At 31.3% G+C, this 16,165-nt stretch carries 11 protein-coding genes and 1 tRNA gene; 9 read left to right on the forward strand and 3 right to left on the reverse strand.

Annotation, left to right across the window (positions count from 1 at the left end; translation table 11 throughout):
- Both H6622_07200 and H6622_07205 read left to right on the forward strand, forming a co-directional pair.
- Positions 1-1,710: a decarboxylase gene (locus tag H6622_07200; protein MCB9061291.1), complete on the forward strand. Its 1,710-nt coding sequence runs from the start codon at positions 1-3 to the stop codon at positions 1,708-1,710.
- Positions 1,711-1,787: 77 nt separating this feature from the next.
- Positions 1,788-3,113 carry a dicarboxylate/amino acid:cation symporter gene (locus tag H6622_07205; GenBank protein MCB9061292.1) on the forward strand — a complete coding sequence of 442 codons (1,326 nt, stop codon included), beginning with the start codon at positions 1,788-1,790 and terminating at the stop codon, positions 3,111-3,113.
- Here the strand turns inward: H6622_07205 and H6622_07210 are convergent.
- Positions 3,110-3,643 carry a hypothetical protein gene (locus H6622_07210; protein ID MCB9061293.1) on the reverse strand — a complete coding sequence of 178 codons (534 nt, stop codon included), beginning with the start codon at positions 3,641-3,643 and terminating at the stop codon, positions 3,110-3,112. The two genes, H6622_07205 and H6622_07210, sit on opposite strands and share 4 nt — an antisense overlap.
- A 275-nt stretch (positions 3,644-3,918) precedes the next feature.
- On the opposite strand from H6622_07210, the gene H6622_07215 reads away from it, so the two are divergent.
- From H6622_07215 to H6622_07230, 4 genes are read left to right on the forward strand one after another with little or no spacing between them, the layout of a single operon-like run.
- Positions 3,919-4,602 (forward strand): C39 family peptidase, encoded by a 684-nt coding sequence (locus H6622_07215; protein ID MCB9061294.1) that lies wholly within the window; start codon positions 3,919-3,921, stop codon positions 4,600-4,602.
- Complete coding sequence (locus H6622_07220) at positions 4,599-6,059, forward strand: RimK family protein (GenBank protein ID MCB9061295.1); 1,461 nt, start codon at positions 4,599-4,601, stop codon at positions 6,057-6,059. Before H6622_07215 ends, H6622_07220 begins: the two co-directional genes overlap by 4 nt.
- Positions 6,052-7,251 (forward strand): glutamate--cysteine ligase, encoded by a 1,200-nt coding sequence (locus H6622_07225; GenBank protein ID MCB9061296.1) that lies wholly within the window; start codon positions 6,052-6,054, stop codon positions 7,249-7,251. The genes H6622_07220 and H6622_07225 overlap by 8 nt, the downstream gene beginning before the upstream one ends.
- Positions 7,241-7,906, forward strand: coding sequence for an N-formylglutamate amidohydrolase (locus H6622_07230; protein ID MCB9061297.1), 666 nt, complete (start codon positions 7,241-7,243; stop codon positions 7,904-7,906). The genes H6622_07225 and H6622_07230 overlap by 11 nt, the downstream gene beginning before the upstream one ends.
- An 11-nt stretch (positions 7,907-7,917) precedes the next feature.
- Here H6622_07230 and corA read toward each other — a convergent pair whose 3' ends face one another.
- The gene (gene corA / locus H6622_07235) at positions 7,918-8,973 is read right to left on the reverse strand and encodes a magnesium/cobalt transporter CorA (protein MCB9061298.1); all 1,056 of its coding nucleotides are present in this window, start codon (positions 8,971-8,973) and stop codon (positions 7,918-7,920) included.
- A gap of 232 nt (positions 8,974-9,205) precedes the next feature.
- On the opposite strand from corA, the gene H6622_07240 reads away from it, so the two are divergent.
- Positions 9,206-12,271 carry an AAA family ATPase gene (locus tag H6622_07240; protein ID MCB9061299.1) on the forward strand — a complete coding sequence of 1,022 codons (3,066 nt, stop codon included), beginning with the start codon at positions 9,206-9,208 and terminating at the stop codon, positions 12,269-12,271.
- Positions 12,261-13,088, forward strand: coding sequence for a mechanosensitive ion channel (locus tag H6622_07245; GenBank protein MCB9061300.1), 828 nt, complete (start codon positions 12,261-12,263; stop codon positions 13,086-13,088). Before H6622_07240 ends, H6622_07245 begins: the two co-directional genes overlap by 11 nt.
- A gap of 6 nt (positions 13,089-13,094) precedes the next feature.
- On the opposite strand, the gene H6622_07250 is transcribed toward H6622_07245, so the two are convergent.
- Positions 13,095-13,170 (reverse strand) — tRNA-Gly (locus tag H6622_07250).
- 198 nt (positions 13,171-13,368) lie between these two features.
- Between H6622_07250 and H6622_07255 the strand changes: the two genes are divergently transcribed.
- Positions 13,369-16,164 carry a hypothetical protein gene (locus tag H6622_07255; GenBank protein MCB9061301.1) on the forward strand — a complete coding sequence of 932 codons (2,796 nt, stop codon included), beginning with the start codon at positions 13,369-13,371 and terminating at the stop codon, positions 16,162-16,164.
- The last annotated feature ends 1 nt before the right edge of the window (position 16,165 follow it).

Below are 16,165 nucleotides of genomic sequence, written 5' to 3' on the forward strand. Positions count from 1 at the left end.
ATGGATAATGAACACAGAACTTTTTTTATAGGACCTCATTTTGAGAACTCTAAATTAACTCAACAAATGTGGAATAGCGTTTTAGATTATTATTCAAAACATAGACTCGACGTTTTCCAAAATGATCCCAAATGGCCTTTATGCGAAGACAATTTACAATCTATTGAAATTTTAAACTCTGCAATGGAAGAACTTCAAACAATGCTACAAAAAGAAGTTCCCACTTTTACTAAAAGATATATCGGACATATGCTCTCTGATTTCTCCTTACCGGCCCTACTTGGACACATTTCAGTACTTCTTCATAATCCAAATAATGCTTCGAAAGAAGTTGCAAAAATAGGATCTTTTCTCGAAATTGAGGCCATAAATCTTCTGTGTAAAATGGTTGGTTATGAAGTAAAACAAAGTAGAGGACACTTTACTTCATGTGGAACTTTGGCCAATTTTGAAGCAGTTTGGCGAGCTAGATATAGAATGGATCATTTTTTATCGATGGCACTTTGTCTAGCAAAAAAATCTTTACTCGAAAAAAACTTATTTGAATACATGCACATGGGGTGGGACGAGTTTTATCGAATTCAAAACCATTATCAGATTTCAATTGAAGAACTAATGAAGTACTCTGCGACTGTAAAAGGACCTGCTGAAATTGCACGTATCTGTTCACAATTAAATCTAAATTATCCATTGCCAGCTCTTTTAGTCCCAAGTAATTGTCACTATTCCTGGCCAAAGGCCATGAATCTATTTGGACTTGGTACAGAAGCAGTGATTAAAGTTAAAACTGACAAGAATGGACATGTATCAGTAACAGCACTACGTGATGAAATTAATAAATGTAAAAAGCAAAACAGACCAATACTAATGATCACAAGTGTGGCCGGAACAACTGAGTTTGGTGGAATTGACCCTATTCATGATGTTGAGTCAATGCTTGAAGAATTTAAACCATTGCAATTCTGGCATCACGTTGATGCAGCTTATGGAGGCTTTTTTTGTAGTCTCCTCGATCGGCCTAAAGAATCAATGCTCAGACTAGAAGTCATTAATGCTCTTCAAGCTCTAAGAAAAGTAGACTCAATCACAATTGATCCTCATAAACTAGGATATGTGCCTTACGCTTGTGGAGCAATTTTAACTAAAAATCCAGATAATTATATTGTTAGTCGAATAGATGCTCCTTACCTGATCCGTGATAAATATGTGGATCATCCAGGATGGTCTACCACAATTGAGGGATCGAGATCTGCCACTGGAGCAGGGGCCGTTTGGTTAAGCTCTCAATGTTTACCATTCAACTCAAATGGGCTTGGTACTATTTTAAAAAAAGGACTCAGAACAAAAATAATGCTAGAGAAAATTTTAACAGAGAATCTAGAAGAGATTTACTTTACCCCAACTGCAGATACAAATATTCTCTGTTTTTGCTTGGCCAAAAAAGGTCAAAGTCTGTCAGAGGTTAATAAAAGATCTCAAAAAATATTTGAGTTCTTTAGTGAAGGCCCTGATTTTGCTGTAAGTAAAACTATTTTAACCAAAGTTTCCTACGAAAAGTTAATCCTTCAAATGATCAGCAATTGGGAAGGCGTTGATGATGATGAGAATTTATACGTTATAAGACTTGTACTTATGAGCCCTTATGCAGACGATGATGGCCAAACAAAAGATCTCTATTTAAATTTTGCTGAATTCTTAAAAGACCTATAAAAAAGATTAATCTTATTTCTCTAGTCAGCTTGAAGGTTTGAAAATATATAATTATAAGAATAATATTTGGAGATTTTATGAACTCTGTAAATAAACTCTTTGATACTTTGTCGTATCTAAATCCTCGATCATTAAAGAGTCTATACGGACATATCATTGTCCTGGTAGAAACTAAACTGTGGGCAAAAGTTTTAGCTGGGATGCTCTTTGGTGTTTGTTTTGGAGTGATGTTATCAACTTCTGGCCCTTTGAGTAAACAATTAGAAAATTACAATAGTTCAATAGAAACTCTTATGGCCTGGTTAGTATTTCCTGCAAAATTTTTTTTAAAACTAATTAAAATGGTCATTATCCCATTAATCTTTTCTAGTATAATCCGTGGCCTCGCCTCTACAAACGATGTTACTCAAATGAAAAAATTAGGAATAAGATTTACAATTTTTGTTTTGGTCAACACAATTCTTGCCTCGCTCCTTGGAATTTTACTGACTTCATTTATTGGACCTGGAAGAGGATTATCCCTAAAGGCATCTGGAGTCATTTCTCAAAATGTAAGTGAGGGGAATATATTTTCTTTTGGGCCTGATACAATTTTAGAAATTATTCCCTTAAATCCACTTTCTTCATTTGTAGAAGGCCAGATGCTTGATGTCGTTATTTTATCTATTATTGGTGGAATTGCTTTTTTATCCATTCAAAAAGATCAGGCCAAAAGTGTAATGGATATGTTAGAAGTCATTCAAGAAATTTGTATGACCGTCATATCCTGGGCCATGAGATTGGCCCCCTATGCAGTGTTTGGTATGATGGCCCAAGTTACTTCCTCAACTGGTCTAAAGTCCTTACAAAATATGGCCATGTATGTACTTGTTTGTTTCATAGGATTTATTTCATTTATTATTTTTTATTCTATTATAGTTTCAATTTTTAAAAGAATTTCACCACTTGAATTTTTAAAGAAATCTTCCACAGCTATTTTACTTGCATTTTCAACATCATCTAGTGCGGCCACAATGCCAGTGTCTATGAAAATAGCTGAAGATGATCTAAAAGTTGATCCTTCTACGGCCAGGTTTTTGATACCCTTGGGAACTACTGTCAATATGGCCGGTTCTGCAATCTGGCATACCTCTGCAGTGATTTTTTTGAGTCAGGCCTATAATATAAACTTATCTCTACCACAAATATCAATAGTCGTAGCGACTTCAATTGCAAGTGCAATAGGGAGCCCTGGTGTACCGGGTGTTGGTGTTGGGATCTTAGCATCTGTACTTGTTAAAGTTGGAGTACCGATCGAGGGTGTAAGCCTTATATTGGGTGTTGATAGGATAATTGACATGGGATGTACAACCGTGAACGTGGCCGGTGATTTAACGGCCAGTAAAATATTTAGCAAGATCTAACGAATTGAGGCCGTATATTCTTCAAGATCTTCTCCAAGTTCTTTAATAATGAGAGCACTCAATTTATAATCGTTTCCAGTGAGAAACAAATCAATTTTAGAACCACCTAAAGAAACATTTATCTCAAATTGGATATTTTCATTTGACCTTGACTTGAAATTACGAATTATTTTTTTTACTTTTCTCTCTAAAACCTCTTTTGAAAACTCAGGAACTATTTCTTCGGCCATATGACTAATTGTAATCGTTACAGCGTTCCACTGCGAAGATGAAATCTCAAATTTGATGATATCTTCTATTTTTAAGTCTTGAGAAAGATTAAGTTTAGTTTTCTCTCCAATTGTTTCAATTGAAGAAAGGTAGGAGTTTAAGACCGTGGATTTTTCGCGAACAGTTAATGAATCTAAGCTTCTACCACTTATCATGAACTCCATACAAGCATTGGCAATACTTGGAGTAAAACCAATAGCTTCACTTGCAAATGTACTGTTTAAAAATAAGTAAGAAATTATGAAGAATATTTTTTTCACTATTGTCCTAATTAAATTCACTAAAGAAATTGGAGCTTTATCAATACAATTGAGCTATGTTATTATATATAAACAAATTTTGCTAATAACTAAATTGACCCCATGCGTTTTTGATGAAAATTTTTTATTCCCTTTGTTAAGCTTATCGTTTTAGTTAAAATAATTATTTGCCAAGTACTAAGAGTAGTTGGAAAAGAGAAGAAGAGTAGATAAAATCATCACAATGTTGAAATCAAGAAAAGGTTAGAAAGTTGAGTGTAAAGTTAAATGTTAATATGAAAAATCAACCTGATTATACGACTTGTGGCCCTACAAGTTTGCATGCAGTTTATTCTTTCTATAATGATAAAATAGGCCTGGAGCAAATTGTTGATGATATTAATCAATTTGATCAAGGAGGCGGAACACTTGCCGTAATATTAGGTAAGCATGCGATCAAAAGAGGTTATCATGCTACAATGTTTTGTTTTAATATAAAAGTTTTTGATCCTTCTTGGTTTGAAAAAGGAAACGATTTTATTCGGAAGTGTATCAATAAGAGCATTGATACAGGAAAAATGTCAGAAAAAAGACTTTTTACACTTAAGGAGTATGAGGAGTACTTAAGATTTGGGGGAGATTTAAAGTTTAGAGATCTTTCTCAAGAATTATTAAAATCTGTTCTAGATACTAAAGTACCAATTTTAACAGGGTTAAGTTCTACTTGGCTCTATAGAGATAAAAGAGAGGACCCAATAAAAAATGAATATGACGACATCTTGGGATCACCTGCTGGGCATTTTGTTATCATTGATGGATATGAAAACAACGGGCAGTTTTCCATATGTGATCCCTATCAAAAGAATCCAATAAATTCTACGAATCATTACTTAATTAACGGAGATAGGTTGATAAACTCTATATTATTGGGAATATCTTCCTATGATGGAAATCTACTTATAATTGAGAAAAAGAAATGAATAAAAACATTATTATAGTGAACGATTCACTTGTAGAAAAATTCAAAAAATCAGGAGCTCTTGTTAGAAGTCCTATGGATTATATTCTGGGAGAATTTGAAAGAGATAAGAAATACCATATATTTAATCTCTCTTCGAATATGGGCTATCAAGAGAAAGGTTATTATGTATCCTTACTTGCGGAGGCCAGAAAAGATAAAATATTTCCTTCGGCCAGATGTATTCAAGATTTGAATGACAAACGTATAAATAAAGTTTTATCTGAAGATATTAATACACTCACTCAGGCAAATCTAAGAAATATAAAATCAGACAAATTTGAATTAAGTATATATTTTGGAAAAAATATCACCTCTTCTTATAACAAACTATCTTGGGAGTTATTTCGATTAGTCCAGGCCCCATTATTTAGAGTGTTTTTTGAAAAAAAGAATTCCTGGGAAATAAAGAAGATTTCACTACTTAGGCCTTCAGAAATTAGTGAATACCATTTGGATTTTTTAATTGAATCATCCAAAAATTATTTTGAAGAAGGGAAGTTTAGCAGATCCAGCAATAGTAAATACAAATATGATCTCGCAATTCTGTATGATGAAAACGAGGTCTATCCCCCAAGTGACAAGAAAGCAATTAAAAACTTTGTTAATGCATTTCAGAAAAATGGGATTAAAACATATTTAATCCAAAATAGTGAAAAACCAGATATCAATAATTATGATGCACTATTTATTCGTGAAACTACAAATGTAACTCATCATACATATAGACTCTCAAGAAGTGCAGAAATTGAAAGATTAGTTGTTATAGATGATCCTGACTCAATTGTTCGTTGTACAAATAAAATTTACCTTGAACAATTACTAGAAAGATTAAAAATTAAACGCCCTAGAACAATCATATTAGATCCTAAGAAGTATGCAAAAGGACATTGGGAAATTAAATTTCCATGCGTTATTAAAAAACCAGATTCAGCGTTTTCTCAAGGAGTTCACAAAGCAAGTACAGTTGAAGAACTCGATAACATCGCAAAAGAGCTTTTTAAAAAAACTGAACTACTACTTATCCAGGAATACGTACCTACAGACTTCGATTGGAGGGTTGGAATTTTAAATGGTGAAATCTTGTACGTATGTAAATACTTTATGGCCAAGGGACATTGGCAAATTATCAACAATAAGGATGGAAAGTTTGATGAGGGGGGATTTGAATGTATTGATCCTATCAGTGCACCTGAAAAAGTCATCAAAATTGCTCTTAAAGTTGCAAGTGAAATTGGAATTGGACTTTACGGTGTAGATCTAAAGCAAAAAGGTGAAGATATTTATTTTATAGAGATCAATGATAACCCAAGTATAGAGGCCGGTGTCGAAGACAAACTTTTGGGGGACGAACTTTATGATAGGGTTGCAAAATTCTTTTTGAGAGAATGTAATAGAAAAAGAGGAATTCATGTCTGATCATTTTGAATTATTTTCAGTTTATGGCATAGAAGCAGAGTACATGATCGTTGATAAAGACTCCCTAAAAGTGAGAGCGATCGCTGATGAAATCTTAAAAGAATTAAACCATGGAGAGATTTGCAATGAGGTTGATCTAGGCAAAGTGAGTTGGTCGAATGAATTAGTAAATCATGTGCTAGAAATAAAATGTACAGAACCTGAGTCATCTTTAAAAGATTTAGATATTGTTTTCCATAGGTCAGTGAAAGAAGTCCAAAAATTGTTAGATAAATGGAATTCTACTCTTATGCCCACGGCCATGAATCCATGGTTTGATCCTTTCAAAGAAACTGTTTTATGGCCTCATGGACAGCAAGAGATTTACAATCTTTATAATCAAATTTTTGACTGCAAAGGACATGGATGGTCAAATCTACAGTCTATACATATAAATCTTCCTTATAAAAATGAAGTAGAATTTATTAAATTGCATTCAGCTATCAGGTTAATTCTTCCACTCATCCCGTATTTTGCGGCCAGTTCACCATTTTATGAAAACAAGAAACAAAGGTATGCTGATAATAGATTGGCCTTCTATGAGAAAAATCAGGCCAAGGTTCCTTCAATCATTGGTAATATTATTCCAGAAAATGTTAAGTCATTTAATGATTATGAGAATATTTTGAAAGGAATTTATCAAGATATAGATCAGTATGATCCTACAAAAACACTTCAAAATCCTTGGCTCAATTCCAGGGCCGCAATACCCAAATTTGATGTCGGAGCTATTGAGATACGTTTAATGGACATTCAAGAATCCCCTTATATGGATTATGTCATTATTAATCTTATTGTTGAAATGGTTAAGTTTATCTGTGAAAAAGGTAACAATTTTAAAAATGAAAAAAATTTCTCTGATAGATATTTAAGAGAAGTATATGACCAGTCAAAAGAATTTTCTCCTACATGCAATCTTGATAATTATTTTAATTTGCTTGAAATAAACTCAGAAGAAAAAACATTTGAAGAACTTAGAAAAAAAATTATTGAGAAATTTTCAAGCGATATGGATAAAAGATATGCTCGAGGATTGAACATTTTAAAAGAAAGTGGATCTTTAGCGCAAAGGTTAGTGAAAAATAATCTATCAACCCAAATGTATAAAGATTTAATTCTTTGTCTAAATGAAAATATACCCTATGAAATCTAAGGTTATTATTAGCTGTGAGCATGGGGGAGCAGAAATCCCCAAGTTTTTAAATTCATCTGTAAAGATTCCCAAAAACGTTTTAGAAAGTCATCGTGGGCTAGATAAAGGTGCACTTGATATTGCAAAAAAATTGGGCAAAAAAATTCGATCAACGCCGATTTTAAATAAAATGACTCGACTAGTGATTGATTTTAATCGGTCACTACATAATTATAATGTTTTTAGCAAATTTTCTAAAAATCTTGATAATATATTGAAAGAAAAGTTAATTGAATTACATTCAAAACATAGAGCTAAGATTTTCAAACAAATTTCAAAAAATACCATTCATCTATCAGTTCATTCATTTACACCTAAGATGAATGGAGTGATGAGAAACTGTGAATTCTCTATTCTTTTTGATCCAAAGAGAGCGGATGAGAGACATTTGGCCCTTGAAATAAAAAAGAAATTATCTAAATTAGGTATAAAGTGTAGATTTAACTACCCTTACTTGGGAAAATCTGATGGGGTAACAACTCATTTTCGAAAAATATTCTTAGAAGGCTATCTCGGACTAGAGCTTGAGTTTAATCAAAGAATTGTTAACCATAAAAATAAGGTTGAGACGATACTAGATGTTGTATGTGAATCTTCAAATGAATTTAAATTTTAGAAAAACTTCAACTAAAACCATTTCTTCTTTTTAAAGATAAAAAGAAGTGTTACTCCTGTGAAAAATAAAAGACCCAAGAGATAAAAATAACCATATTGCCACTTAAGTTCAGGCATATATTCAAAATTCATCCCGTATATTCCAGTGATGAAGGTAAGTGGAATAAAGATTGAAGCAAAAACGGTTAAGTATTTCATGACACTATTCATTTTATTATTGATGGAGGAAAGATGCATTTCAATAAGTCCAGAGACAATGTCGCGAATTGTTTCAACTGATTCATAAATTTGTATACAATGATCATGTACGTCACGAAAATAAAGCGAAGTTTTTTCACTGATAAAAGGGTGTTCATCACGATTTAGTGCGGAGATAAAATCTCTGACCGGAGAAATCACTCTACGAATGTAGAGAAGTTCTTTTTTTAGCCAATGGATATCTTGAATAGTATTTTTGTTTTCTTCAATTTTATCTTCAATTTGTTCTAATTCAATTTCTAATCTATCAATAACTTTGAAATACTCATCAACGACTGAATCAATCAGACAGTAAAATAAGTAATCAGGGCCCATTTTGCGGATTCTGCCCTTGTTCTGATGAATTCTTTCTCGAATACTGTTAAATACATCTCCCGGAAATTCTTGAAATGTGACTACTAAATTTTCTAGTAGGATGATGCTCAGTTGATCTTTTGTGAAAGTTTCTTCATTTTCATCGAAAACAATCATTTTTAACGTGGCGAAAATATACTCATCTGTGATTTCAACTTTTGGTCTCTGAGTAGTATTTAAAATATCCTCAGTAATTAAGGGATGAATATTGAAAAAATCTCCGACTGTTCTGATAAGTTCTACATCATGTACTCCATCTATATTGACCCAAGAAATCGATCTATTTGTTAAAGTACTTGTGCAATCTAGAATATTGTCAATTGAAACTCTCTTTGAGTTTTCTTCATCATATTCTATAAGTTCAATTTGAACTTTTGTGCTTGGAGATTGATTTCCAACGTATACAAGGCTCCCTGGGACCATTCCTGACTTATCAGATTTTTTTTCAACTTTCATATTAATCCTAAACGTATCGCAATTTTACTCTAATATATTGTTATTGATCAATTTATGATAGTGAATTTCTTTAGAAGGTTCATATTTTTAGATTTAATAGACTGAATGCACAAAACTTGGAATTGTAATAGAAATTTTTTTTAGATACAATTGATGTCAATTTTCAGAAACAAAATGTTAAAATCGGTTCAATTCCGTACTCAATATTAGAGTTAAGAAATAGGAATTTTAGATGATATTTTTGAGAAAAAATAGATTTATTGAATTTTGCATAATTACTTCGACTATTTTCTTTTTTTCTACCAGTTCCTATTCAAGCACATGTAGGAATTCAGAAATTCAAAAAAAATACGAAATTGTCTCAGATAATTTTTTGAAAGAATCAGAAAAAATCCATAAATTATTAGTTGGTGAAAAAGTAGAAAATTATACGATTCAATCCATATTTGGAATTGATTTTGATGTAAAAAAAACGGATGAATACATTCAAAAACAAATTAGTATAATTCAAGACCAAGAGGGAGTTTTTTTAGAAAACAAAACTCTATCCGAGTGCTTAGTTCAATTAGGTAAAAATGAGCAAAATAAAAAGCTCAAAGAATTGACAGTAAACTTAATCAATCAGAAGATTGAGCTTTTAAAAAGAAATCAAACTCTTAACGATACTTTACGTGAATCTCATATTACTGAAAGTACATTACCTGAAATTAGAGAGAAAATAGACAGAGATTCAGCTCAAGCTCGAATTGTAAAAGAAAACCTAGAAGATTCCCTAATCAAAAAACAAAGTGAAACTTTTAAAGAAAAAAGTACTAAAAAAAGAGAAGTTCTAGAATATGAAAATACTTTAACAAAAATTAAAATCGAATTACTTAATTTAAAAATTGAAATAAACTCAGGCCTTGAAATCAAAATCAATCAATTTGAAAAATCAACCTCTGAGATTAGAGAGATAGCAAAACAAATTGAAGATAAAGATACTAAAGCATTAATTCAAAATTTTGAAGAAATTGAGAAAATCTGGCTTTCATTGGCCAGTGAAGATTACTTTAATCTTTTTAGCGCAAATATCTCTTTAAAACTACCTCAAATCCCTGAAAGTCTCAATCAAGACAAATTTAAAGACGACATCTCTGATTCTATCAAACTCAGAGATGAAATCATTCTTTTAAGAAAAGAAATTATAAAAAATTATTCAGATAAAATAAACCAAGAACTACGACTTCTCAATCACCTTGTTGCAAGTAGTAATTCAATTAGAGAAAATATTTTCAGAAAGTTAGGGAGTTCTTTTTTCTTCAAATCACTTTTAAAATTTCAATCTTATAAAATGATAAAAAATGAAGTGAGCTCTGCTCCCTATAGAGCTGTTAGTTTTATTTATTCAAAATATCTCGCTTTTAGAGAACAACTTTCTTTAGGAAAGGAAGGTATTTTGACTTTGATGACTAAATTATTTTCACTCATAATATTAGCAATTTCTTTTTTTTCATTAAGATATTTATTTAATAAAACGAATGAAAACGTAGATAAAATTTTTAAATATTTATTTGAAAGGAAAATTCGTTCATTCATTATAAGGAAGCTTTTCATTATTTGGAATAAAATAAAAGACAGTACTGTGCCTATTTTATGGTTAATAGTATTGGCCATCTATCAAAAATATCGTCCAGACAATGGTCTTAGTTTAATAATAAGGGCCTTGGAAGTATACTTGGTTTCTATAATATTAAAATCAATGTTAACAATATTTTTAGGGACAATTTCAAGGTTAGATATTGCAAATTTCTCAAAATTTAAAATAAAGGCCAATGAGACATCGAATAAGTTTAAAAATATTTTTCTTTTCTATTTTTTTACCATGATTATTATTGAGGCCACTATTGGTAAGGTTTACCTTTATACAATACTAAATTACTTTGTACTCATCTACTCCCTATTTCTTTTCTTTAACGAAACCTCTCATTGGGAAAATGAGTTTAGAAAATACTCAGAAAAAATGTTCTCAGGGATAATTGTAGAAAAATATTTTAGATTTTTAGATTTATGTCCTTCAAAGTTGAGGGCATCTTTTTTATTTGTATTTATTATTTTACTTATTTTTTTCGATATTATTATTGGGCTTACTGAGAATTTTGAAATTTCAAAAAAAATATCGGCCAATCTCTTTAAAAAACAAATTGAAAAAATTGAAGCTGAAGATGGTGCTGATGATAAAATACCATCGAGTTATAAAGAACAATTTTCCTTTAAATCAATATCATCAGAAGATGAGTATGTTACAAATGGACAAGGTCTTGAAGAAAAAATTATTTTAGAAATTGATGAATGGTTAGATGATAGGTCTGATGAACATTCATTAGTGGTTTATGGGGACAAGGGAATTGGTAAAACGACTTTACTAAAAAAAGTTGGATCTACTCTGGAAAAGAGTGATAGATTAAATGTTAAATATACAAAAATGCCTGCTAAAACAGTTTCACTAGAAGCAATGAACAGTTTTTTATATTCAATATTTTTTAATGAGGCAACTACTCAAAGTTTGCATCTCTATGAATTTGACCAAAAACTTGAAAAAAATACAGTCGTGATTATAGACGAATGCCAGAATCTATTTTTATCACATACTGGAGGATTTGAGGCCTATTATTTATTGATAAATCTTATAAATCTTAATACTGAAAAAATATTTTGGATAATGTCATTTAATAAATATAGCTGGCTATATTTAGATCGGGCATTTGGTAGAAATCAATTTTTCAGAAATGTTTTTGAATTACAAGGATGGAGTGATTCAGCAATAAAAGATTTAATAATGAAACGGCATGTAAAAACAGGCGTAAAACTTTCTTTTGACTTGTTAATTAGTGCAACCAGATCACAAGATGAGATAGATAAGTATTCCTCAATCGAATCGAAATTTTTTAAATTACTTTGGGAATTATCTAGGGGAAATCCAAGGGCAGCGCTCTATTTGTGGATGTCGGCGCTTTCAAGAAAAAGTAAAAACGTATTTAATGTTTATATCCCAAAAGAATCAGGGCTTGATGGTATTGAGAAAATGCCTGATGAATTAATGTTTGTCATCGCACATGTTTTAAAACACGAGAACCTTTCGTCTTCTGAAATTGAGATGACAACGAACCTTCAAAAGGGTCTTGTTCGTAACGCCATAAAACTTGCTCTTGAGAAGAAGTTCTTTTTTAAGGATGAACGCGGACGCTACATGGTAGATATTTCTACACAATATGGACTTACTAAATACTTAAGAGTGAAAAATTTTATTTATGGAAACTGAAAATAACTTAACCCTAATGCTTTTTGATTTTTTAAAATTAGATAAAGTGATGACTTTTGTTTTTCTAATTGGTTGTATACTTATTCTTGTTAAAATTGTAACTACATGGTCTGAAAAACTTCAACATAAATTCACTGGTAAAAGACTTGTTATTTTGCAAGTGACGACAGTATTTTCATTTGTCACCTATCTTTTTGGTGTTCTCGGTATTTTCTATTATGTTTTTCGTCCATCTAAAGAACTCTTAGTGACCGTTGGTGGTTCTGCAGCTGTTGCCTTTGGTTTTGCATTAAAGGATTTAGTTGGATCCATGATCGCAGGATTTATTCTCCTATTTGACCGTCCTTTTCAAGTCGGAGATAGGGTCAGCTTCGGCGATAAGTATGGTGAAATCAAAAGTATTGGTCTCAGATCTGTTCGACTTGTGACTTTAGATGATAATCTTGTTACAATTCCCAATTCAAAATTTTTAACAGATATTGTATCAAGCGGTAATAGTGGTGCTTTAGATATGATGGTTGTTATTTCATTTTACTTTTCAATTTATCAAAATCTTGAAGAAGTTCGAAAAATATTACATGAAGTCGTAATCACAAGCCGATTTGCGTATTTGGAAAAACCTGTATCTATTGTTTTTGAAGAGGCCGCTGTGTTTAATAATTTTGTCATCAAGGCAAATGTTAAGGCATACGTCATAGATGTAAAATATGAGACATCATTTCTTTCAGATGTGACCAGTAGGGGAAATAAAGTTTTAAATGAGAAAAAGATTCTCCGGCCAGATTATGAATTTGTTGATGTCCTTCCTGAGACTTAGATAGAGTGGAGCGGCAGACCAGGCTCGAACTGGCGACCTCCACCTTGGCAAGGTGGCGCACTACCAACTGTGCTACTGCCGCTAAGACTTAATTCTAGCTATTTACATGGTTCCGAGTATATACGTCAAGAATTATCATAAAGATTAGAATTAAAAAAATGATTCACTGCGCTTTAAGCGTTTAATATTACTAAGTTGACTGAGTCTCAACAGTTCAGTAATCTCGCGCAAAATCCGAACAGAAAATGACATTTAACTTATATAAATTACTTGAGTTATGATGCAAAAACTAGTTCCATTTTCAGTATTATTTTTTTGTATAGCAATCAGTCACTTCTTTACAGGAAGAGATCAAATCAAAATCCAACAAAATAGATCTATAAGCTCTTCGGATGCTTATGCACAGAATTTTTATCCATGGGGTGATAAGGCATATGTTACTTTTGAGAAAATTATACCCAAAGGGCCTGTATATGAAAATGGACAGGCCGATGATTATGTAAGAAGAATATTTGGACTGATTTTGCAAGAGGCCCATAACATTGCAAAAGATCGATATGAAAAGAATAGTGAAGAAGAAAATCGCATTTATTACTCTTTTTTATTATCTGCACTTTCAATTCCTCATCATGAAAGCGGCCTGGCCCATTTTAAAAGATCTCAAATTGAGGCCATTAAAAAAGATTCAAAGGATATTCTAAAAAGTAGTCACTACGATCCAAAAGAGCATAGTGCTTGCCATGAACTATCTAATACTCTGGGAAATCGAACTGGTTTTGAAGTCATTGATTTTCTTTACGAAGATGAAATTATTCCAAAGTGCTCAAGAGATATGTTTGGAAAGAGTATGTTCCAGTTGATGAAATCCCCTTTCAATCACAAAGACTGGACAATTATGCAACTTTATATCAAATATCATCCAGCTTCGAGATACACAAATTTAACAAATAAAAGAATTCGTCCGCAAGATATGTCTAGAGATTCACAAGATCTTACTAAAAAGATATTTTTTAACACTCGTAATTCTATTAATTATGGGTTGAATTATATTTATGAAGGTCTGAATAAATTTGCAACCAATCACGATGATGTTGATTTGTTTTGTCTAGCTGAACATTTAGATACTGGTGATATCGTCTCCGAACAGTTGAATTCTATAAATATAATGAAACATAAAAGTTTAATGAAAAGTTCAAAATACATACAAGAAACGAAAGATGCCATTGAAGAATTACAAAATAGTGATAATCCTGAAAAAGAATTAAATGAAGATGAACGAAATGAAATTATTAATACCTTTTTCAAGTATGTTTTTGAAGATGAGATAAAAAGTAGTTGGTTTGGACTAATAAAAGAAGAAAAAGAATATTTTCCCTTTCAAGGACATTTGAATTTTGAAAAAAGTGAATATGAGCAAGGTATGCAAGATGAAAGTCAAGTGTTGCTTCTAAAATCGACTAAAAAACAATCATCAAATATCGATGAAACAGCGTTAAATAGAGAAACATGGGGAAATCATTTTAATGGAAAAGGAGATCCATGTAGATACTATCGTTCTATGCTATGTTTGAATTCAATGATGAATAAATTTGATGAATATGAAAATTTTGAAGACCAAAAGAAAAGATATTTCGAAAATAAAGATGAGTATCTGAAAGAAAGGAAAGAGAAAATTGAGGATCACAAAAAAAATGTAGAGATTGAAAAACAAAAATTAGCAAGTAATTATCTACTTATCAAAAATAAATCTGTTTGGATAAGATCTTATGCTCTATATGATCATTCAACATCAGAACAAAAAAACGAATCCAAATGTGGAATCGGGAAACAACTTTTAAATAAATTTCCAATTGTACTGAACAAAGTAAATGTAAGGGAAGTTGAAGGAAGTGAGTACTTAAAATTAAGAAACGCTGGAATATTTAAATGGAAAGATAATAATAAAAAATTATGTAATTCAGATTTTCTTTATATACACAAAGATTTTCTTGAGAGGGCAACATTTTCAGAACTACCCACAACAATTAAGGATGAATTAGATGAGAAATGGCTCTCAGATATGCCCTCTCAAATGAGACCAATCGATACTAGATTTGTTAATACTCCTTTTCAATTTAGTGACGAGTACAATTACTGGAGTCTTTTAATGGCAAAAGAAGGAAAGTTAATTTCTTCTAAAAAGAATGGAAGTCTTTGGGGACGTTACTTTGTTGATTTTAAAAACGGGAAAAAAGGAGATGAAAAGAAAGAAAATATCGAAAACTTTAGATACCTATTGCAAAAACAATTTAAGGGGCAGGAAGTTCCAGAAGTTGAACTTACTGAATCTAACTGTAAATATGCAATGAATGATATCAATTATTATAAAACGATAGACTATATACTTGAACAAGGAAAAAGTATTTATCACGCACATTTGAAAAAAGGTACTCTTGAAAGAGATGCTCTAGATGAGATTATAAGCAATATTAAAAATCATGAAAACTCTCGTAAATCGATTGATCTTGTTTTGCAAAATGTTTATCAAAATGATTCAAAAGTTAATAATCTAGAAAATGGAAATAGACATTTTGTTGTGTTTGGAAGTGGTTTTAATTTGAGATCTTCGCCTGAACAAGGTGATAATAAATGTGGATATCTCAAAGAGGAAAATGAATACGATTATTTTAAACCCTTTTATGTGAGGGTAAAGTCTTTAAATATGAATGAATACTACGAACTTGATCCAGAAGATGGTGCAGAAAACATAAAAAAATATATCCAAAAAAATTCATGTAAAAAGAGTGTCTTCTTACATAAAAGTGCTATGGCACCAATTCAAATTAATTTTAAAATTGATAAAATTGCTAGGTTTAAGAATGATGACGATGATCTTACTACACATACAATATATAATGCATGTACATATGATTCTGGTGATAAATTCAAACTTTATTCAGGTGATTTCTTTGCGATAATAGGAAATAAAAAAGATGAAAATGGTGAGAATTGGATTGAAATTATTAGTACAACTGGAAAATATGGTTGCTTTGCTGAGTCTTTTTTCAAAAAATATGAATATTTAAAAGAGCTCTAAA

This window comes from Halobacteriovoraceae bacterium (assembly GCA_020635115.1).
Classification (GTDB): domain Bacteria; phylum Bdellovibrionota; class Bacteriovoracia; order Bacteriovoracales; family Bacteriovoracaceae; genus JACKAK01.